Origin of the sequence: Sinorhizobium kostiense (assembly GCF_017874595.1) — a bacterium.
GTDB lineage: Bacteria > Pseudomonadota > Alphaproteobacteria > Rhizobiales > Rhizobiaceae > Sinorhizobium > Sinorhizobium kostiense.
Map to the genome: position 1 here is coordinate 55,784 of NZ_JAGILA010000010.1, position 21,434 is coordinate 77,217.

Sequence of the window (21,434 nt, forward strand, 5' to 3'; positions counted from 1 at the left end):
CGGTCAAACAAGTGAAGAGCCGTTAGGCGTGCGGCCTGCCATCACCGTCGTCGAGGACGCGCCAGGAAGCACCGTCCAGATCTTCATATTGCCCGCTCTTCAGTGCCCAGAGGAACGCGGCGAGGCCGAGGCCGCCGAGAAAGAGCGCGATCGGAATGAGATAGACAAGCGTGTTCATCGTCCGATCCCAAGGGCCGCGGGCAGGCAACGGGCTCCATTCGATCAAATGCATTCGTCGATGCAGTGCTCGCCAGACGCAACGCGTTGGTGACAACGATCAGCGAGGAGGTGGACATCGCTACCGCTGCTACGAGCGGGGTGGCGTAGCCGAGGATGGCAATCGGCACGGCGATCAGGTTGTAGCCGATGGCCAGCGCGAAATTCTGGCGGATCAGCCGGCTGGCTTGTCGGGAAGTCTCGATGGCGAAGGGAACCGCCGTCAACGGTTGATGCATGAAGACGAAATCCGCCGCCTGGCGTCCGACATCGGCAGCCGTCGCCGGCGCCATCGAGACATGCGCGGCGCGTAGAGCCGGAGCGTCATTGATGCCGTCGCCGACCATCAGAGCCCTGCGGCCGCCGGCCGCGGCGGTGCAGGCCTCGACCTTGCCCCGCGGCGATAGCTCGGCCCGCCATGTTCCGATGCCGAGCCGGCGACCGATCTCCGCCACCACTGGCCCACGGTCGCCGGAGAGAATGGCGGTCTCGAGGCCTTGGCCGTGCAGGGCCTCGATGCTCTCGCGAGCGGCAGGGCGCAAGCGGTCCTCGAAGCGCAGGCACGCAAGCTCCCGGCCGTCGAGCGACAGGATCGCCTCCGACTGGCCGTTCGTCGCCCCGTCGGCACCGCAGGTGAAGACTCGGCTGCCTAGCCGGTAGACACCGTCCTTCGTTCGTGCCTCGATGCCGGCGCCCGGTATCTCGCGAACGTCGCCGGCAAGCGGCGGCGCGGCGGCGCTCGCCTTTTGCAGGGCCACCGCGATCGGATGACGCGAATGGGCGGCAAGGGCAGCGGCAATCGCCAATGCCTTGGGCGCGACCTCGCAGGCGTTGACGAGCCTTGGCTCGCCAACCGTCAGTGTGCCGGTCTTGTCGAAGAGCACCATGTCGATCTCGGCGAGGCGCTCCATCGCCGAGCCGTCCTTGACCATGACGCCGCCCTGGAAGAGCCGCCCGGCGGCAACGACCTGCACGACCGGCACGGCGAGGCCGAGCGCACAGGGGCAGGTGATGATGAGGACGGCGACCGCGATCAGCATGGCATGGCGAACGTCGCCCTCCACCAGCATCCAGCCGATGAAAGACAGAAGCGCGAGCAGATGGACGGCGGGCGAATAATAGCTGGCGACGCGGTCGGCGATGCGGCGGTAGCGCGCCCTGCCCCCTTCAGCCGCTTCCATCAATCCCATGATCTCCGCCAGGAAAGAATGGCGCGCGCTCGCCGTCGCCTCCAGGAGAAGCGGGCCGGTGAGATTCAAGGTGCCGGCCTGCACGCCGTCACCCGCCGCAACCGGCGCCGGCGCGCTCTCGCCATTGACGACGGAACGGTCGAGATCGCTGGCGCCCGAGAGCACGCGCCCGTCGACGGGGATGCGTTCGCCGGCGGCGATCATCAGCTGCTCACCGGCCTTGATCTCCTCGATCGCGCGGTACTCGCGCGAGCCGCCGGGATGGACGACGGTCGCGCCGCGTGGCGACAGGCGCGCAAGGCCGCTGATCGCCGAACGTGCGCGTCCCCGCATCATATGATCGAGTGTCCGGCCGGTAAGCAGGAAGAACAGCAAGGTGACCGACGCATCGAACCAGGCATGTTCGCCATGGGCGATCGTCTCGTAGAGCGACATGCCGTAGGAAAGCGTGACTGCCAGTGCGATCGGCACATCCATGTTTGTTCGACCGTGACGAAGCGTATTCCACGCCGACTGATAGAAGAAGCGGCCCGCATAGATCAGTGCTGGTCCGGCGATCAGGGCTGAGATCCAGTGAAAGAGGTCGCGCGTCGCCGCATCCGCCCCCGACCAGACGGAGACTGAAAGGAGCATGATATTGACCGCCGCGAAGCCGGAAACGGCAACGGCGCGGATCAATTGCTTGAGCAGCACATCGCCCTCCTCCTCGCCGGGCGTGAAGAGATGCGTCTCGTAGCCCTGCTCGCCGATCGCGCGCACGAATGCGCCGGGATCGCTGCGCCTGCCGTCAACCTCTTCCTTCCAGACGATCGAAACACGCCGCGACGAGAGATTGACGCGTGCCCGCTCGATCTCCGGCCGCACGCGCAGCGCGCTTTCGATGGTGCTGATGCAGGCACCGCAGTGAACGCCGGGCACGCTGAGATCCGTCTGGCGCAACCCGTTCCCAAGCGCGCGGCTTGCGAGCCACAGCTCTTCGGACGCAGTCTGCCGCTGCCCTGCACCGTCTTCTACCGAGGCGATTCCGATTGTTGCAGCACAGCAGCTCATTGGCCCTCTCCCTGCACGATGAAACGAATGGCCTGACGGTAGACGAGCGCTCCGCCCGCCTTGGACGTCATGTCGGCGATCCACTGCCCCGGTTTGAGCACCTGCGTCGACACGAACACACCCTCACCGTCGCGAACGAGCTCGATGCGAACATCCTCATGAGCCTCGACGGGCCGTTTGAGCACGGCGATGACCTGATCGACCGCTCGCTCAGGCTCGCCTTTGCGGGTAAGCACGTAGCGGATGGTAGCCAGCTCGGACGTGAGTTCTCCCTTGATGCCGCTTGCCGCAAAGGCACGACTCTCGGCCACCCTGCCGTTGAACTGCTGGCTGGCGACGAAGGCGTTCTCGACGACAAGGCCGCTCCAGCTCCGACTGGCATTCCAGGCCATGAGGAGATTGACGGAGATGATGGTCCCGAAGAACAGCCCCATCACCGCCAGCAGGTGCCATCCCGTAAATCGGGGCGGTTTACTGCCTTGCCTGATCATGAAGCCGCTCACTTTGCTGTTCCGGGTTGAATAAAGTTGGTGCGGTAAACATCTCGTTCCTTGCTGGAAGGGTCTTCGGCTCTGAACGAGAAGCCTGATTGGGCCTCCACGAGGCTCTCTTTTGGCAGGGTCACGAAGATTTTGAAGGACGTGACTTTGTCCGGATCGACGGCAACTGAGAAGCTTTGACCGTCGCCCGGAGCTTGGCCGGCGATCCGCACCCGGGCGGACGGCATGCCGTCCAGGCTTAGGGTGATCCGCCGCGGCTCCGGGATCATGTTCAGGAGTTTGATCACGTAGCCGTTGCGCACTGAGCCGTCGGACTCGACGACATATTGCGGGTTGCGATCGTGCAGCACGTTGAGTTCGAGCCTATCGCGAGAAACAAGTGCATAAAGCATGCCGAGACCGACGAGTGCCCAGACCCCGAAATAGAGAACCACGCGCCGCCGGAAGATTATCCGCCAATCGAAATCCCTGATACCTTGGACGAAGACGCCATTCCCGTCGCGTACTCGCCTCGGGTCGATCGGGATTGCGCCATTGTTGGTGGCGAGCGCCATGTTGGCGGAATAGTCGCTGAGCGTCGCATAGGAGATCAGTCCCCGCTGGCGACCGAGCTTGTCCATGACGCCATCGCAGGCATCGATGCAGAGCGCGCAGGTGATGCATTCAAGCTGCTGACCGTCGCGGATGTCGATCCCCATGGGACAGACCGCGACGCAGGCATTGCAGTCGACGCAATCGCCGACCACCTCGCCGGCAGCTGCCGCCCTCTTCGCATGGCGTGTGCGTCGCTCGCCCCGCCAGTCGTTATAAGTAACGACCAAGGAATTCTCATCCAACATCGCGGCCTGGATGCGCGGCCAGGGGCACATATAAGTGCAGACCTGCTCTCGCATGAGGCCGCCGAAAACGTAGGTCGTGGCGGTGAGCGTCGCGACCGTCATATAGGCGACCGGTGCGGCTTCGAGTGCGACGAAGCTCTTCATCAGCGTGGGAGCGTCGGCGAAGTAAAAGATCCACGCGCCGCCGGTCGCAACACCGATCACCAACCAGATCGCATGCTTGGCAACGCGCTTGCGGACCTTGTCGAACGTCCATGCGCCGGTATCGAGGCGCATTCGGGCAAGGCGGTCGCCCTCAATAAAGCGCTCGACCACAAGGAAGAGATCGACCCAGACGGTTTGCGGACAGGCATAGCCGCACCAGGCGCGGCCGACCGCCGAGGTCACCAGGAAGAGCCCAAAACCGGCCATGACGAGGAGCCCCGCCACGAAGAAGAATTCCTGCGGCCAGATCTCGATGAAGAAGAAATAAAACCGCCGTGCCGCCAAATCGACGAGGACGGCCTGGTCCGGCGCATGCGCGCTGCGATCCCAGCGAATCCAGGGGGTCAAGTAGTAAATGCTCAAGGTAACAAGCATCACCAGCCACTTGAACCGCCGGAAGCGGCCTTCCGCCCGTTTGGGAAAAATCTTCCGCCGCTTCTCGTAAAGCGGTCGGCCTAGACGCGCGGCATTGATGGGCTTGGCTTCGAGCCTTTCCACGGAGCCAGCTTTTTGAGCGGGCTGATAATGCATATGGGCAGTCCCCACTAGAACTCTATGTAAGACGAGCCTTTGCGGCGCCAGAACGGCATCATGCTTCTTACTCGCCGCCGCCGAGCGAATGGACGAAGATCGCAAGGTCCTTGACCACGGGGTCACCTACGCGGTTGACCCAGCCTGGCATAACGCCATGTTTCGGCGACCTTATCTGGTCGGTGATCGCCTGCTCGCCCTCGCCCTTCAGCCAAATGGCGTCGGCGAGGTTGGGCGCGCCGACTTCGCGGCTGCCCTTCGCATCCGCACCATGGCAGGAGGCGCAATTATCGGCAAAGAGCTGCTTCCCGGGTTCCACAAGGGCCGGATTCGAAGGCATCGCGGTCAGACTCAGCACATAGGCTGCAGTCGCTCGCATTTCGTCGGGCGTCAGCATGTCGGCAAATACAGGCATTTCTGAAACACGTGTCTCCTCGTCTCCATCGTAACGGATGCCATGCGCGATCGTCTGGTAGATCTCCTGGGGATTTCCGCCCCAAAGCCAGTCGTTATCATTCAGGTTCGGGAAGCCCTTGCCTCCGGCCGCGCCCGACCCGTGGCATGGCGCGCAATTCACTTTGAAGGCGGATGCTCCGGCCGAGATTGCGAACTGCTTCAGCTCCGGATCGGCCATGATGTCCTCGATTGGGCTCGAGGCGATGCGCTCTGCGTTGCTGGCCTGCGCTGCCTTGGCGTCGGAGAGCTCCGCCGTGACTTCGGCTCGGCTGGAATAGCCGAGCACGCCCTTGGTCGCCTCCGTCAGCATCGGCCATGAAGGATAGGCGATTGCATATCCAATCGCCCAGATAATGGTCGCATAGAAGGTGTAGACCCACCAGCGCGGCATCGGGTTGTTGAGTTCCCGGATGCCGTCCCATTCGTGCCCAGTGGTTTCTACGCCGCTGACCTCGTCAACGTGCTTGTGCTTGTCCGCCATGGATCAGTCCTCCTTCAGCGGGATGGCAGAGGCCCGAGCGGCGGCCTTCTTGGCGCTCGGCCGAAAGATGAAAAGGACGACGCCGAGAAAGAAGAGGGTCATGGCTAGCAGTCCCCAGCTATCGGCGAAATGACGCATGGCCGTGTAGGTTTCCATCTGCGTTCCTCTCAGCGATATCCGGTTGTGTCGTCGTAGGTGGAGAAGTTGACGAGCGTGCCCAGCATCTGGAGGTAGGCGATGAGCGCGTCCATCTCCGTGAGCCTCTGCGGATCACCGTCGAAGTCGCCGAGCTTGGCTTTGGGATAGCGGGCCTCAACGCCGGAAACGTCGGCATTCGGGTCTGCCTGGGCCTTGAGGTCCGCGGCCGCGTTGTCAATCATCTCGTCCGTATAGGGCACGCCGACTGCTCTGTTCGCCTTGAGGTTCATGGCCACGTTCTTCACCTCGAGCGGCGTCTCCTTGAGGAAGGCATAGCTCGGCATTACCGATTCCGGCACGACAGAGCGCGGGTCAGTCATGTGCTGGACGTGCCATTCATTGGAGTAGCGGTCGCCGACGCGGGCAAGGTCCGGCCCCGTGCGCTTCGACCCCCATTGGAACGGGTGGTCGTACATCGACTCCGCCGCCAGCGAGTAGTGGCCGTATCGTTCGACCTCGTCGCGAAAGGGGCGGATCATCTGGCTGTGGCAGACGTAACAGCCTTCACGGATGTAGATGTCGCGTCCGGCAAGCTCCAGCGGCGAATAGGGCCGCATGCCTTCGACTTTCTCGATGGTGTTTTCCAGATAGAAGAGCGGAGCGATCTCCACGATACCGCCGATCGAGACGACGAGCAGCGAACCGACAAGGAGCAGCGTGGCGTTGCGTTCGAGTAGTGCGTGTTTATCGAGAATGGACATGATCTGGCCTCCTATTCCGCGGCTGACAGCGATTCAGCATCGAAGGCTGCCGCTTCCTTGCGCACGCGCCCTAGGATGGTCATTGTCACGTTGAAGGCCATGATGAGTGCGCCGGCCAGGAATAGGCCGCCGCCCGCGGCACGCATCACGTAGTACGGGAACATCGCCGCCACCGACTCCGCGAAGGAGTAGACGAGGAATCCCTGGTCGTCGTATTCGCGCCACATCAGGCCCTGCTGGATGCCGGCGACCCACATGGCTGCGGCATAAACGACGATCCCGAGGGTCGCGAGCCAGAAGTGCCAGTTGACCAGCTGCAAGCTGTATAGCCGCTCGCGGTCCCAGAGTTTGGGCACCAGAAAGTAGATGGCGCCGAAGGTGATGAGGCCGTTCCAGCCGAGCGCGCCGGAATGGACGTGACCGATCGTCCAGTCGGTGTAGTGGCTGAGCGAATTGACCGCCTTGATGGACATCATCGGGCCCTCGAAGGTCGCCATGCCGTAGAAGGCGACGGCCATGACCATCATGCGGACGACCGGGTCCGTGCGGACCTTGTCCCAGGCGCCCGACAGCGTCATCAAGCCGTTGATCATGCCGCCCCAGGAGGGCATCCAGAGCATGACGGAGAAGATCATGCCGAGCGTCTGCGCCCAATCGGGCAGCGCCGTGTAGTGCAGGTGGTGAGGACCCGCCCAGATATACATGAAGATCAGCGCCCAGAAGTGGATGATCGACAGGCGGTAGGAATAGACGGGGCGGTTCACCTGCTTGGGGATGAAGTAGTACATCATCGCCAGGAAGCCGGCGGTGAGGAAGAAGCCGACGGCGTTGTGCCCGTACCACCATTGTGTCAGCGCGTCCTGCACCCCTGAGAAAGCCGAATAGCTCTTGGAGCCTAGAAACGACACCGGCACCGCCAAGTTGTTGACGATGTGCAGCATCGCGATGGTGACGATGAAGGCGACATAGAACCAGTTGGCCACATAGATGTGCGGCTCCTTGCGCTTCAGGATCGTCCCGAGGAACGTCAATAGATAGGCGACCCATACGATCGTCAGCCAAAGGTCGATGTACCACTCCGGTTCCGCGTATTCACGCGCCTGCGTAATGCCGAGCAGGTAGCCGGTCGCTGCAAGGACGATGAAGAGCTGATAGCCCCAGAAAACGAACCAGCCGAGATCGCCGCCGAAAAGACGTGCGCGGCTCGTGCGCTGAACGACATAGAAGGAAGTGGCAATCAGTGCGTTGCCGCCGAATGCAAAGATGACGGCGGATGTGTGGAGTGGACGCATGCGGCCGAAGTTGAACCAGGGCTCCACATTAAGGTCGGGAAAGGCGAGTTGCAGGGCGACGACGACGCCGACGAGAAAGCCGACCACGCCCCAGAACACAGTCGCGATGACGCCGTATTTCACGACCTCGTCGAAATATTCGGTCTGACGGCTCGGATGACCCGCGACAGCCGGACGGAAATCAACGCGGCGCATGAGCATCAAGGTGCCGGTGAGCAGAACGAAGAACAGCACCCACATATGCGCGCCGAACAGGCGGTCCTGGGCAAAGCCGGCTCCGGCCAGCGCCAGGAAGGCGCCGATCGCGAGCACGACGATCTCGACTGTATGTTTCATGGCTAGGCCTCACTCTTCTCTGATCGCTGACTGGCACACGCCTTCGCACGTATGCCACGGAGGTCTCCCCGAGAATTGTCAGAGTCGAGTGCGGGGCACTTTGATTCAAATCAAGTGCTCGCCATGCATATCTCGGGAGCTGACAACGTAGGCGGGCAGCAAGGCGTCAAGGCATGATGGCGGCAACCTCACCTTTTACCTGGTCACAGCGCGGTTACGGGAATTCAGGCATCAAGAAGTTGCGAAGACGCGTGGCAGCGTCAGCTGGCCACCATTCGTCTGCCCCTGCAAGCTCCCAGCCGATGACATGGTGCAATCCCGGGGGGCGGAGAGCATTGTAAGTTTTCGTTGGGATTGCCTGAACCCGGGCTTCTTGGGCGGAGACTAAACTCACCCTCGGCGGCTGCCCGGCCCGTCATCTCGTCTATCTCGCCGCAGAAGAAGGTGCGCAGACGCTCCTGAGATCTCTGGCGGTACAGTGGCCCCCCTGGTTCCCACCAGTTGGGTTCAAGCAGGACCAGGCGTGAATGCGTTCTTGGTGACGGCCGTCCGCCGCGGGCAGTTAGCGACATCGTCGGGTCGCAACCACGCTCTTCCATTGGCGATTGCCGGCAAATTCCTCGATCTGGAGCGACATCTTGGGGTTGCTGCGCATCCAATCGATCTTTTAGCTGGGCGTGGAAAAACAGGAAGCGCTATTGCCGAGTGCGCAGTAGGTGATTGGCACAATTTAGAGGCTGGCCCTCCCTGCTAACCGCGCGAGATCGCCGGCAGCGACTTCCCCTTGGCATTCCTCTCGAGACTTCCCCTCACCTCCTGCCGTTAACAGAGAACCAGAGGGGCCTGCTGCGCGGCCCGGCCAGCTCAGTTACAAAGCGCGCGGAGTGCGTCGGGCTTCACGATATCGATCGTCCTTGCGTCCCTGAGCGCGATGACGCTGCGACCCTTCAGTTTGGTCACCACGCGCGACACGGTTTCCGTCGTGAGGCCGAGATAGTCGGCAATATCCTGCCGCGACATGGGCAAGCGCAGCCGCCTGCCTCCTCCCTGTCGTTCGCAAAGATCGATCAGGAAAGCGGCAACCCGCTCCACGGCACATTGCCTGCCGATCACCAGAAGATGCTGCTGAGCCCGCGCCATCCCGGTCAGGGCCAGGGCGAGAAGCTCCCGCGACCGCTCCTGCATATGCCGGCGCCCGAAGACGGCCAGTTTCGTTTCCGTGATGGCTTCGGCAAAGAAAGAATGGTTGGACCCTGCTTCGAAACCGAACATTTCCCCCGGCAGATGAAAGGACACGACCTGTCGCCGTCCGTCCGGGAGCAGGCGGTAGACACTCACAGCTCCAGTCGAAACCTGATAGCACTTGTCGATCAAATCGCCCTCGGCATAAATCTCGCGACCAGCATTGTAGGGGGCGACAAGATACGGCCCAGAAATTTGGGTCCGTTCTACGTGATCAGCCTGTTGGAAGGAGGTTTGTGCAGCGGCGTACATGTCTTATCCCCTGTTCGGTTGGGGGTAAATTGGCAATTCACGTCGATGCGAGAAATTCGGTTAAATCACTAAGGGAAACTACTTAGCCGCTTCAATCAGCTTGTTAATCGCGCCGAGCAGGTCGGGACCGGTGAACGGCTTCGTCAATACTGTGTTGTCGACGTACGCCTGGAGCGCCGACAAGCCGTCGGCCAGCAGGATGGCTCTTGCTCCAAGACTCTTGAGGAATTGCTCGGCGGCTTGCGGCTCCGATCTTAGTATCTCATCATCGAGGATCGTGCACAGAGCGCCACGGGAAGATTCTTCGGCCTTCTTGACGGTGTCGTAGGACACGGTCGAGTATCCTTCGACTTCCAGCGCGAACGCAACGGACCGCCGGAGGCCTTGATCCGCTGCAACGACGACTATGCTTCTTTCAGCCAACAGTTTGGATCCCGCTCATCTGGCGCGCGTCTGCCCGCCGTGAGCCGGCATTAGACCGCTTGCGGCAATGCGACGCATTGCGCGAGATCAATTCGGCAAAATCAGGAGGGACCGAAACCTGAGGCGAGTGCCATTCGAACGAGATGGGGAAGGCTCTTTGCCCTCATCTTGGCCATCACATTGGCGCGGTGCACTTCGACGGTGCGCGGGCTGATGTCCAGGTCGTATGCGATCGACTTGTTGGGAAGGCCGGCCACGACGGCCGAGAGCACCTGGCGTTCTCTGTCGCTCAGCGTCTCGAGCCTTGCCTGAATCTCATTGACCTCGTCGGCATCGGCATCCGGAACGACCAGATGTTCCGATGCCCTCTCGATCGCCTCGATGATCACGGTGTCATCGAAGGGCTTCTCGATGAAATCCAACGCCCCCGCCTTCATGGCCTCCACCGCCATCGGCACGTCGCCGTGTCCAGTTATCACGATCGACGGTATCTTGATCTTCCGATCGCCGAGATTGCGCAGAAGGTCTACTCCGGACATGTCCGGCATTCTCAGATCCGTCACCAGAACCCCGTTTCTGACGTCCGGCGCGAAGGCGAGGAAGGCTTCGGCCGATTGATGCATTTTAACCGCGAACCCATTCATCGTCAGCATGAAGGCCAGCGACTTCCTGACCGCCTCTTCATCGTCAACAATGTGAACAGTGTAACCAGTCATGGGCTATCGATCCGTTCATCTACATAGGCCGGAAGCGTGAACCGGAAGGTAGCTCCCCCGGCGGCATTGTTCGATACGGCCATCTCACCGCCATGCGCTTCGACGATACGCTTCGAAATGGAAAGCCCGATACCCATTCCGCTTGCCTTGGTAGTGACGAATGGCTTGAAGAGCTGACCGGCGATCTCCTCGGGAATTCCTCCGCCCGTGTCCTCAATGACAACGGCTACCTCGCCCGGATCGGCCGGCATCGTGCGGATCGTCAGCTCTCGGCGGTCGACGTGACGCATCGCCTCGATCGCGTTGCGCATCAGGTTGATGAGCACCTGCTGGACCTGGATCCGGTCGACCATCACCATTTCGGCGCCGGGCAGATATTCGAACACGGTCCGGACCCCCTGCTCGCGGGAGCCGACCAGGGCCAGCGCGGCGGCCTCCTCCACCAGCTTGCGAATGTCTTCCGGCGCCTTTTCCGTCTCGCCCTTCGTCACGAACTCCCTGAGATGTTTGATGATCTGGCCGGCTCGCAGCGACTGGCTCGCCACCTCTTCCAGCGCCTCGCGCATTCGCGTCGCGACGGCATCGTCCATGTCACGCAACAGCCTCGTACAGCCATGCGAATAGTTGGCGATCGCCGACAATGGCTGGTTCAGTTCGTGGGCAAGCGTCGAGGCCATTTCGCCCATCTCGTTGAGCCGGGCAAGGCGCGCTAGTTCAGCCTGGATCTGCTCAAGCCTCGCGGCGGACTCTTCCCGCTCCGTCAGGTCTCTGATGAAGCCTGTGAAGAACCTCTCACCGCCGGACTGCATCTCCGCCACGGCGAGTTTCATTGGAAACGTCGATCCATCCTTCCGTTGCCCGGAGACGACCCGGTCGATGCCGATGATCCGCTTTTCGCCAGTCCTCAGGTAACGCTGCATGTATCCGTCGTGTTCGTGGCGATAGGGTTGCGGCATCAATATGCGCAGGTTCTGACCAATGACTTCCTCCTCCGCATATCCAAACTGCCGCACGGCCGCGGCGTTGAAGGAGACGATCGTGCCATCGCTGGCACTGACCACCGTGGCGTCCGGCACTGTATCCAATATGGATCTCAGATGCGCATCACGGGCCTTTACGACGTCCTCCGTGCTGTCCAGCGCCCGCCTCACTGCCGCAAGCAGCTCCGCTAATGCGATGATCAGAAGCGTCGCAACAGCGAAGAAGGCCAACTCGACCGCGCTCATACCGGGGGCGTTCTCAAACTGCCGAAGAGTGATTGCTGCGGCAAGCGACAGCCCGGCTGCGAAGGTGACCGGCCCCGGCCCACCTCCTATGGCGACGAGGAGAATCGGCGGCGTGAAGGATAGGAGCATGGCGGTCCCACCGAAGAACTCCCACGACGCCACTCTCAACGCAACAACACTCAACACCGCCGCAGTCGCGAGAATGTAGGCAGAGGTGCGATCGCGTTGCCATCTGATGAGCGACCGCCCCAGCCGCGTCCCTTCGACGATGCCCTTTGATTGCATTCCCTAATCCACTGCAGGAAACGAATAGCCGTCGTGCGCCAATCGCAAATTGTCGCTCCCTCTATAACCCAGGTTGGTGCCGGTCAGCCATCCGGCCAGACTGGAACAAATCGTCCCATGATCTCGTGGCCCCCGACGGCGTGATCTGAGGACTGCATCGAGGACGATCCCCTCCTCGATGCCTCTCGAAGAGGCGCTCGGGACAGAGTCTTCCCACTAGAGAAGCTGCACCCGGCCGGTGGAGAAGTCGTGCGTGGGGGGCGCAGGAGAAATGGATATGGTCTGCCTATTCCGCACTCTATGCGCAAGGAGACGGACGGTCGAGGATGAGCTGGCAGGTCCGGACGAGAGCAAGCCCTAGACAACAACGCTCCCTCCGGCAAGATCGGCCACGTGCCGAATGCGCTTCTTTAAAAATCCAGCGCAGCTCGAACACCAAAAGCGAGACGCCAAGCAAACCAGCGGGACCGACCCGTCATCTGCCAAATTCCCAATTATTACTGGATGGCAGCCGCGATTGCGGCATGAAGGCGCTCCACTGCCTTTTTCGGCAGCTTGCCGGCCTTCACCTTTTCGACATTGCCAGGTGCATCGCCCACAATCACAACGCCGACCATGCCCATGCCGACATGCGGCGCGCATTTGACGGCGTAAAGGCCGGGGACATCGAACGTGACCTTATAAGTCTCGTTCGGCTTGCTTTTGAAAGGGCTGGCGCCGTCGGGGATCATGCCCTTGATCGTCTCGACGTTATGCCCCTTGTCATTTGGGATAAAGGTAACGCTGTCGCCGGGCTTCACCTTGACGAATGCCGGCTCAAACACCATCGGGCCCTCGGTGCCCTTGTTGAGCATGTGAACCTCGAACTCGGCTGCGTTTGCGGTGCTGGCAAAAACGGCAAGGATGGCGGCAGCGACAGCGGCTTTCGCAAATGTGCGCACGGAAATTCTCCTTTGGTTTCAGAGCCGGCTTGGCTCGCGATGCAAGGAGGTACAGGAGAGACGACGCGGTCACTTTGATCCTTATCAAACAATCGGGTGAAGCCGCGTTTTAGAATGCGGTATTGGAGAATGGTCGTCCCCACCTAGCCCAACTGTCATCGAACTAACTCGCGCAGATCGCAGACGTGAGATTTTGTCACAGCCCCTCAGCTCCAGCGCGTCGATCCGGCAATACTCGTCGCTAGCCACCGTGAAGAGTACGGCGGCGGCTCGCCCGCGACGAAACGGGAGCAGCCTTTCTGCGTGTCTTTGACATTGCTCAATGAGTGGCGGCCGATGTCTCTCCAGGATGGCAGCCGAACGGTGCCTTCAGCATCACACTAGCCGGCGCGCTTTCCCCTTGTCTTTGCGCTATGTCAATCGGTCCGGTATTTGTCGCAAATCCAGGCGCTTGTGCGGAAATCGAAGTGCGATTTCTGCGTTGCGCTAGTGCGGACATTCCAATACAGCCGCAACCGTCTCATACTCCTGCAGACAAGAAATCCAAAAGAAAAAAAAGTTGCAGTGCGGGGGTGGCTTGCCTATGGCCCTACTCGGCAAATGCAAAATACCGGCCGCCACGATAAACCAATGAACCTCCGTTCCCGATGCAAATGCCGACGACGCGGCCGAGCACAATCACATGGCTGTGCCTTTCTATAGCCTCCTCAAGCTCGCAGTCGATGGCCGCCGCCGCATCCTGAAGGACGGGCGCGCCGCTGATGAGTTGAGTCCACTTGGCACCGCGGTAACGTTCCGCGCCCGTCAGTCCGCCTTGGCCGGCGAATTGGCCCGCGAGTAACTCGTGGGCATCGCCCAGGATGTTCACGCAAAAATGGCCGAATCGTGCAACGGCAGGCCACGTTGAGGAGGAACGATTGAGAGAAACGAGCATGCACGGAGGCTCGATAGAGAGGGCCGTCGCCGAAGTAACGGTTGCTCCGGTACGTTCCTCGCCCTGCCCTGTGGTGATGACGCTGACGCCACCGCTCATTCTGCGCAAAGCACATTTCAGGCCGTCCGCGTTCACCGGAAGGTCTGCGCCATCGCTGTTCATTACGTCTGTGTGCACGTAAGGCTGGTCCGGCATCCGATCGCTCCGTTCGTTTAGGAACTTCCCCATACTGGCATCATCCAACAGTTTAAGCAGCACAGGCGCGTTCGCACTTATCGCCGGCTGCCCCATGTCTTCGTCGAGCCGCCTCATCAACCAGCTGAACGAAACAGCCGCACACGAAAGCTGCTGTTGGCGTTTATGCAGCATTCGGCGACATTCGAGAAATCGGTTGTTTGTATGGCAACCATCGGCGCTGTGGATGCACCAAGCTCTGCGCCAGGTTGTCGTAACCATAGCAGGTCTTGATGCTCCATCGCCAAGAGGGCCTTTGTGAAACCGCGTTTGGATCTTGTGCGAGATCGCGAGACCGGCTGCGGCCCTTGCAATTGCATAACAGCGTCGGCGTGCCGAACCCCGGCTCGTGCCGCTTCGACTTTAAGTCCCTAGGGTGTTGGCGTGACTGGCTATGAGTCCCGGTCTGCGTGGGCTGGCGGCGGCAATGTATGGGGTACTCTTTCAGGGGAAAGCGCAGCGAGTCTGTTGCATCAGTTCTAAGGTGTGCTTCAGTCGCCTCATCAGATTCATTAGCAGTCCACCGTCGATTAATAGCACCAGTCTCAGTATGATCTGACACCTCAAGCACACGGAAGCGCGCCCCGTTGAAGAACGCGCGAGAGTTTCAGATGGACTGGCCGATTAATTTCCTAGCTGCGGCGGTGCCGGTCTGACGTTAGAGAGCACCTTGCCTCCACACCGAGGAGGGCGATTATACATCACCACTCGTGCTCGCCAGAGACTTTAGCAGCATTACGATTCGGCAGCGTACATCATGGTCGCCCACGCGTGAAAAGGCTCTAATGAGATCGATCCCTTCCTCACTTGCAGCGAATTCAATCACTTCGGGCGGGATATTAACCTGGATCTCGGCGGACTGCCCGACCAATTGGACTTCGTCAGGATTACCTTCAAAGAAGTAGGAAGGCTGCACTTTCAGAGCCTTCGAAATCTGCTGGAGCCGGCTAGCTCCGACGCGGTTCACGCCCTTTTCATATTTTTGGACCTGTTGAAACGTCACCCCGATGGCTTCGCCGAGAGTCGCCTGCGACATGTTCTGCCATACACGCCGCTGGCGAATTCGCCGGCCGACATGGGCATCCACAGAGTTTGGCTTACCTCTATTTCTTTCAGAGTTAACACTCAACACAATCGTCTCCTCAGTCCGTAATCTTAATTGCTCTTCGGGAGCCATGATATGAGTCCCACATCTGTCGACACACTCCTTTGACATAGCTCAACTGAAAGTCAGCAACTCAATTGAGGCATCTGTGCGTCCGCGACGGCTACCCTAAGCACATTTGTATGACGCCTCAACCGGGCACGCCTTAGCAGGTTAGTTCCGTGAGAAACTCGTAGACCACTGCTGTAGGGTCAAATAGTGTCTTTGGCAAACCAGCGTCGCAGGAGCGGCCGCGCTCGATTGCATCAAGCCGGTTGCGCCGGTACACTTGAGGCCCAGGCCCGTACCGCCGTTCCACAGGCAATGGGAAGAGCGTGAACGAACCCCTCCCGTGCGTGCGTGCATAGTCGCGTTATGCCAGAGAGAAATCAGTATCCCTCCGGTGGTGAGCACTGCTGAGATAGCGGCAAGTGCTGGAGACGACAAACCCGTTGCTGAGTGAGCGGCTTGATGTCCACACGGCACTATGGCTAACGCGGGAAAGGTGGTGCGGACGCTGGCGCGGAGTGTGGACCGAGGTCGGCACCTGTAAACGATCCGGGCGAATCAGGGTACCGATTGTCCCTCGGTGTCGGCTGTAAGGATGGCGCTGGTCGCAGCACGGCACGGAACAGACGTTCGAGATAACCCGCTTGCCGGCAGCTGTCTGGGAATGTGAAGTGAACGAATCAGCGTCTCAAAAGGACGGTAGAGCAAATCTAGGACCGACATGGCGGTGTGCTCGCTGCTTTTCACCGTTAACGTGGCGACCCTTAATCCAAGGGCTGGATAAGCTGGCGGTCCCGGCCGGGGCGGTGGAAAAGGTCGGCCCGGCCGCTACCAGCCGGGCCTCCTCTGGAAGGTCAGCCTTTCGTTTCCTTGAGCGGCGGTCCGACGATCATGACCGTGGGGTCGGCGGAGAGCAGCTGTTTCGCGACCGCCCGGACGTCCTCCACAGTGACTGCCTGGATCAGTTGTTTGCGACGTTCGATATAGTTGATGCCACGGTCTTCCAGCTGGATTTCGACCAAAGTGGCGGCGATCGCACTAGATGAGCTCAGATTGTCGATCGCATAGCCGCCGATGAGCTTTTTCTTCGCCGCCTTGAGCTCGTCTTCGCTGACGCCCTCCTCCGACATTCGCCTGACCTCGGTGCGGATGAGGGAGAGCGTCTCTGCGGCCCGATCTGGCCGGGTCCCCGTATTGATGACGAGCGCCGAAGCATGGTCGTTGTTCACGAGGGTGGTGTGGATGCCGTAAGCGAGACCTCGCTTCTCGCGCACCTCATTCCAAAGCCTGGACGTGAACGAGTCTCCGCCGAGGATTTGGTTCATGAGATAGGCTGCGAAGAATTGCGGGTCTTTGCGGCTGATTCCCGGGTAAGCTAGGCTCAGTTGCTCCTGAGGTAAGTCATACGGGACTCGAATTGCCCGCCCTAGCTTAGGCACCTTGTCCGTAACCGGCGTCAGGGAGGAGGTAGCAGGCAGTCCGCCGAATATATGATCCAGATCGCGCTTGAGTGTGCCGGGATCGATCGCTCCCACCGCGGCAATGGTAAGATTGCTGCGCGCCAAAATCCGCTTATGAAGCGCCTTCAGATCGGAGGTCTTGACGGCGGCGAGTGTTTGCTCGGTACCCTCCGGCCGCCGCGAATACGGATGATCGCCATAGATCGCCTTCATCCATGCGACGTGTGCCGCCATTTCGGGATCATTGGCTTCCGCAAGGATGCCGGAGACGATTTGAGCGCGAATGCGGTCCACTGGCGCCTGGTCGAAGCGCGGCTGTTCGACTGCTAACCGAAGGAGTTCGAACGCATCGTCCTTTCGGTCGGCAAGCACTCGAATATAGCCATAGACGGCATCGCGCCCGGCCTTGAAGAACATCTCGGCGCCAGCATCGTCCAGCCGCTCCTGGAAGGCATCGCTCTCAAGGTCACCGGCCCCTTCCTCGAACAACCCAGTCATCAGATTTACAAGACCTTCCTTACCGGATGGATCCTGCGCGCTGCCGCCCCGGAATGCAAAACGAATGGTGATGATTGGTAGCGAATAATCCGGCACCAACCACGCCTTTATCCCGCTCGATGTCTTGACCTCCTCAATGGCCATGCCCGCGAGAGCTGGCATCGCGGCAAGGCCCACCATTAGGTATGCCATGACCACTATTAGTGTGGCCCCGATTGGCTGTCGGTTGAACCTGATCATCGGCTTTTATCTCCTGCGGCAGCGCTTTCTCGGGGCAGCAGATATGCCGCCACCGACCGGTCCGGGTTGAGGTATTTCCTGGCAACCGCCTGAACCTCTGCCGCCGTTACGGCGCGGATTCTTAACGGCCATTCGTCCACGTCGTACGCGGTATTACCGGTTGCAACCGCCGCCCCGTAAATGTTGGCCATTCCGAACTGGCTGTCGCGTGCGAAGACCATCGAGCGCACCAAGCGGTTTTTGGCCTTCTCGAGCTCGACATCGGTAACGCCGTACTCGATGATTTTCCGAACTTCAGCGTCGATCGCATCCTCCACCGCGTCGATCTTCGCTTCGCCCCGCGGCGAGCCATAAAGCGTGAAGCTCGACGGATCGAGCGACGTTCCGTTGAAATAGGCGCCGCCCGAGGAGGCTATTCCCTGTTTAACTACCAATTGCTGATAGATCCGGCTGCGGTTTCCTCCGCCGAGAATCTCCGACAGGATATCGAGAGCTTCCGCTTCGCCCGGCTCGGCCGTTCCATAGGACGTCGTCACCCATGACTTTTCGTAGGTCGGCACCGTCACGCGCCTATCAGTGAGCACCACGGTCCGTTTAGTGTTCTGCTCGGGCTCCCGTGGCCTCACCCGCTCCGGCAAGTCCTGACCGCGCGGCAGGGCCCCGAAGGTCTTGTCAGCTAGCCGCCACACCGTCCCGGCGTCCACGTCGCCTGCCACGACCAAGACGGCGTTGTTCGGGGCATAGTAGCGATCGTAGAACGCCAGGGCGTCCCCGCAATTAAGCTGTTCCATTTCGTGCATCCAGCCGAGCGTCGGGATGCGGTAAGGATGGTTCTGATACAGGGTCGCCTGCATCTCCTCCTCGAGAAGCTGCACCGGATTGTTCTCGACGCGCCACCGCCGCTCCTCAAGAATGACATCGCGCTCGGGTAAGATCACCGCGTCGGTGAGCACGAGATGGCGCATCCGGTCAGCTTCAAATTCCATCATTGTTCCGAGCGCTTCCGGCGTGACGGTCTGATAGTAGGCGGTGTAGTCGGATGAAGTGAAGGCGTTCTCCTCACCGCCGATCTCCGCGACCTTTGCGCCAAACTCGCCTGGCGGATGCGTCTTCGTGCCCTTGAACATCAGATGCTCCAGGAAATGAGCGATGCCGGATTTGCCGGGTGGCTCGTCGGCGCTGCCGACCTTGTACCACACCATCTGCGTGACGATCGGCGCCCGGTGATCGGGTATGACGACCACCTCCATGCCGTTGGTCAGCATGAAATTTGCAATCTCGGCTTCGGGACGCGGGACCTCGACCGCCGCCACTTCCGAGGTCATCAGAGATTGCAACACGACCATACTCAGGGCAAATGCACGCATGCGCGAAACCACGCGAGCATGATTCATCCGCCACCAGGGCAAAAGCGCCTGTGCAGTCTTGGCTCGAACATTGCTTCGCGAGCACCGCCTCTTCCTTCGTCTGCACCGGGAACGTGCTGCGGTAAGGTGGCCGGGCCTAGGCCCGGGCATAAAGCATTGTGCTGACATCTACACATTCTCCGCACGATTGTCGTCGTTGATAACGCGTCTGCAGAGCAACGTGCGTGCCGAACGAAAAACGGTTTAAATACAGGCCTATCGATCGAACCGGCGATGTAAGCATTCCGACATTGTCGTAGGTCGGACAATGGCAACCACGTTGAGCTGTTCCACACCTGGTTGCCAAACGACGGGCTCGGCACTTAGACTCTCGATTCAGCTTTCTGGATTGTTGGCTGCGCCTCCTTTAGAACGGCCGGAAGTCACCTTGGCGGTGGGTGTTTTGGCCACCGCGGCCTCGGGACTCGTTGAGCATGACCACTACCGCTTGGGGAACCGTACTACGCCTCCTGAGGCGAGTGGCACGGCCACCATTTTTTCTGTTTCAGAGCTGGGTCTGCGCGTTCTGCTGGCATGTTCATAGTGGAGGTCGAAGACAAGCGCGTCGATGCGTCGTGAGGTCGAGTCCTGGCGAGCATTTAGTCATCGCCGATCACACGAGAAGCAGCGCGAGACTTCCCTGAGAGGTGCTTTTTTCTGTTCAAATGATCTGGGTCAAAGACGCGCGCGTATGGATGCGAAATCGTTGTCGTATCAATTCGTTGTCGCAGTTGCTGAGATCATGCCCCCGCCACATTCCCGTGAATCTGTTCGAATCGTCGTGAAGTGATGGTGCCTGTCGCCGTTACGCTCATCATCGTGCAGGACGCCTGGGAGACGCTCAAAGACATAAACGATCTCAACTGGAACGGACGACTTGGAGGCGACTGCAGCGCCCTGCGGCGAATGCAGGAGATGGTGTCACCTAAGGAGCTTTTTGATGGATGCGAGCATTGATCGGGCACCACCGTTTCCGGTGACGAAGCACTCGACCGCCAAGGCATTCCTGGCGATGATCAAGAATCCGCTGGACGCACTGCCTCCGGCCGTGTTCAAGGAGCCCATTGTCTTTACCGGGCAGATGGGCAATCTGCAGGTGTATCTGACCGACCCGGTCCTTATCCACGAGACGCTCGTGGAGAATGCGGACCGCCTTAGCAAGGGCGAGCATATTAGGCGCACGTTGGGGCCTGCGTTAGGCCGAGGTTTGCTAACTGGCGACGGTGCGCACTGGAAATGGCAGCGACAGTCGGTGGCCGCCGCATTCCGGCACGAAAGGCTTCTTGAACTCCAGCCTGCGATGATCGCCGCCGCTGAAGAAACCAAGGCCCGCTGGCTTCGGCGGCGCGGCGAAGTTCTGGACGTGGGCCATGAGATGATGCGCACGACCTTCGGCATCATTGTCGATACGATGATGTCGGGCGGGCACGGCATCGATGTCGCTCGCGTCGAGCGGAGCGTAACGGATTTTCTTGAACCAAGTGGTTGGACATTCGCTCTTGGGATGATTGGCGCACCCGAGTGGCTGCCGTATCCAGGCCGCACGAAAGCACGCTCTGCTGTCGCTTTTCTCCGGGCGAGCCTTGCGGCGGTGATCGCGAAGCGCCGACAGCAACCAAGTGAAAGGCATGACCTCGTCTCCATGATGTTGATGGCGTCTGACCCGGAATCCGGCCGTACAATGAGCGACGAGGAGATCGTTGACAACCTGATGACCTTCATCACTGCGGGTCATGAGACGACAGCGCTCGGTCTGGCTTGGACACTTCACCTTCTCGCCCGGCATTCGAAAGATGAGGCGAAGGTCGTGAGGGAGATTACGCACGTTACTGGAGGCGGGCCAGTCCTTCCCGAACATCTGGCGCACCTCGTCTATACGAAGCAGGTGTTTTCGGAGGCCATGCGCCTCTTTCCGCCAGTGCCGATCATCACGCGCACGGCAATTGCAGATTTTCGGCTTGACCGGTACCTGATCCCCGCGGGCACGGTCTTTTTCATCCCCATCTATGCAGTGCACCGTAAACCTGACCTGTGGCAGGATCCAGAAAGCTTCGATCCTACGCGCTTTGAGCCGGAAAACGCCCGCACCCGCCACCGTTATGCATATATCCCCTTTGGTGCGGGGCCACGCGTTTGTATTGGCAACGCCTTCGCTCTTATGGAAGCCGTTGCCGTGCTTGCTGTCCTGCTTCAGTCGTTCAAGTTGAGTAACTGCACCGAGACCCCGCCGCGGCGCGTGATGAAGGTCACGCTGCGGCCTCATCCAAACATCTTGATGTCGGTTCGCCGGCGAAGGGAGTGATAAAGTCAAGGACGCCATGCGTCAGTAAGGATTCGATTTGTCGCGATGAATGCCCCGGTCTTTGAGGGCTAGGGAGGATGGATCAGGCTGCCGATTTGCCAGTCTGCTGGATGTGATCCACGAACTGT

17 protein-coding genes and 1 pseudogene are annotated in these 21,434 nt (G+C 60.2%); 1 reads left to right on the plus strand and 17 read right to left on the minus strand.

From position 1 onward, the window contains the following. Positions 1 to 22: 22 nt before the first annotated feature. The 17 genes and pseudogenes from ccoS to J2Z31_RS26540 form a co-directional block, all read right to left on the minus strand. On the minus strand, positions 23 to 178 hold the full coding sequence (gene ccoS / locus J2Z31_RS29510; protein WP_234939690.1) for a cbb3-type cytochrome oxidase assembly protein CcoS: 156 nt from the start codon (positions 176 to 178) through the stop codon (positions 23 to 25). 73 nt (positions 179 to 251) lie between these two features. After that, positions 252 to 2,456 (minus strand): annotated as a pseudogene (locus J2Z31_RS26465) (cation-translocating P-type ATPase); the annotation flags it as partial. Further along, the gene (locus J2Z31_RS26470) at positions 2,453 to 2,947 is read right to left on the minus strand and encodes a FixH family protein (RefSeq protein ID WP_209606314.1); all 495 of its coding nucleotides are present in this window, start codon (positions 2,945 to 2,947) and stop codon (positions 2,453 to 2,455) included. The gene J2Z31_RS26470 and the pseudogene J2Z31_RS26465, both read right to left, overlap by 4 nt. A gap of 8 nt (positions 2,948 to 2,955) precedes the next feature. Beyond that, the gene (ccoG, locus tag J2Z31_RS26475; protein ID WP_209606316.1) at positions 2,956 to 4,530 is read right to left on the minus strand and encodes a cytochrome c oxidase accessory protein CcoG; all 1,575 of its coding nucleotides are present in this window, start codon (positions 4,528 to 4,530) and stop codon (positions 2,956 to 2,958) included. A 67-nt stretch (positions 4,531 to 4,597) separates the two neighbouring features. After that, positions 4,598 to 5,467, minus strand: coding sequence for a cytochrome-c oxidase, cbb3-type subunit III (gene ccoP, locus J2Z31_RS26480; RefSeq protein WP_209606318.1), 870 nt, complete (start codon positions 5,465 to 5,467; stop codon positions 4,598 to 4,600). 3 nt (positions 5,468 to 5,470) lie between these two features. Next, a complete protein-coding gene (locus J2Z31_RS26485; RefSeq protein ID WP_209606320.1) occupies positions 5,471 to 5,623 on the minus strand; it encodes a cbb3-type cytochrome c oxidase subunit 3 in 153 nt (50 codons plus the stop codon). A gap of 11 nt (positions 5,624 to 5,634) precedes the next feature. Beyond that, positions 5,635 to 6,366 carry a cytochrome-c oxidase, cbb3-type subunit II gene (gene ccoO / locus J2Z31_RS26490; RefSeq protein WP_209606322.1) on the minus strand — a complete coding sequence of 244 codons (732 nt, stop codon included), beginning with the start codon at positions 6,364 to 6,366 and terminating at the stop codon, positions 5,635 to 5,637. Between the two features lie 11 nt (positions 6,367 to 6,377). Further along, a complete protein-coding gene (gene ccoN / locus J2Z31_RS26495; protein WP_209606324.1) occupies positions 6,378 to 7,994 on the minus strand; it encodes a cytochrome-c oxidase, cbb3-type subunit I in 1,617 nt (538 codons plus the stop codon). An 864-nt stretch (positions 7,995 to 8,858) separates the two neighbouring features. Continuing rightward, positions 8,859 to 9,488: a helix-turn-helix domain-containing protein gene (locus J2Z31_RS26500; protein WP_209606326.1), complete on the minus strand. Its 630-nt coding sequence runs from the start codon at positions 9,486 to 9,488 to the stop codon at positions 8,859 to 8,861. Between the two features lie 78 nt (positions 9,489 to 9,566). Then, positions 9,567 to 9,914, minus strand: coding sequence for a transcriptional regulator (locus tag J2Z31_RS26505; RefSeq protein ID WP_209606522.1), 348 nt, complete (start codon positions 9,912 to 9,914; stop codon positions 9,567 to 9,569). 98 nt (positions 9,915 to 10,012) lie between these two features. After that, entirely contained in the window at positions 10,013 to 10,627 is a 615-nt protein-coding gene (gene fixJ, locus J2Z31_RS26510; RefSeq protein ID WP_209606328.1) for a response regulator FixJ, read from the minus strand. Beyond that, on the minus strand, positions 10,624 to 12,138 hold the full coding sequence (gene fixL, locus J2Z31_RS26515; protein WP_209606337.1) for an oxygen sensor histidine kinase FixL: 1,515 nt from the start codon (positions 12,136 to 12,138) through the stop codon (positions 10,624 to 10,626). Before fixL ends, fixJ begins: the two co-directional genes overlap by 4 nt. Before the next feature lie 497 nt (positions 12,139 to 12,635). Continuing rightward, entirely contained in the window at positions 12,636 to 13,079 is a 444-nt protein-coding gene (locus J2Z31_RS26520) for a pseudoazurin (RefSeq protein ID WP_328243656.1), read from the minus strand. Between the two features lie 589 nt (positions 13,080 to 13,668). Beyond that, the gene (locus tag J2Z31_RS26525; RefSeq protein WP_234939710.1) at positions 13,669 to 14,175 is read right to left on the minus strand and encodes a flavin reductase family protein; all 507 of its coding nucleotides are present in this window, start codon (positions 14,173 to 14,175) and stop codon (positions 13,669 to 13,671) included. 766 nt (positions 14,176 to 14,941) lie between these two features. Continuing rightward, complete coding sequence (locus J2Z31_RS26530; protein ID WP_209606529.1) at positions 14,942 to 15,379, minus strand: helix-turn-helix domain-containing protein; 438 nt, start codon at positions 15,377 to 15,379, stop codon at positions 14,942 to 14,944. 875 nt (positions 15,380 to 16,254) lie between these two features. Next, on the minus strand, positions 16,255 to 17,598 hold the full coding sequence (locus tag J2Z31_RS26535) for a M16 family metallopeptidase (RefSeq protein WP_209606339.1): 1,344 nt from the start codon (positions 17,596 to 17,598) through the stop codon (positions 16,255 to 16,257). Further along, complete coding sequence (locus J2Z31_RS26540; protein WP_408022061.1) at positions 17,595 to 18,965, minus strand: M16 family metallopeptidase; 1,371 nt, start codon at positions 18,963 to 18,965, stop codon at positions 17,595 to 17,597. The genes J2Z31_RS26535 and J2Z31_RS26540 overlap by 4 nt, the downstream gene beginning before the upstream one ends. Positions 18,966 to 19,944: 979 nt before the next feature. Between J2Z31_RS26540 and J2Z31_RS26545 the strand changes: the two genes are divergently transcribed. Then, complete coding sequence (locus J2Z31_RS26545) at positions 19,945 to 21,306, plus strand: cytochrome P450 (protein WP_209606344.1); 1,362 nt, start codon at positions 19,945 to 19,947, stop codon at positions 21,304 to 21,306. The last annotated feature ends 128 nt before the right edge of the window (positions 21,307 to 21,434 follow it).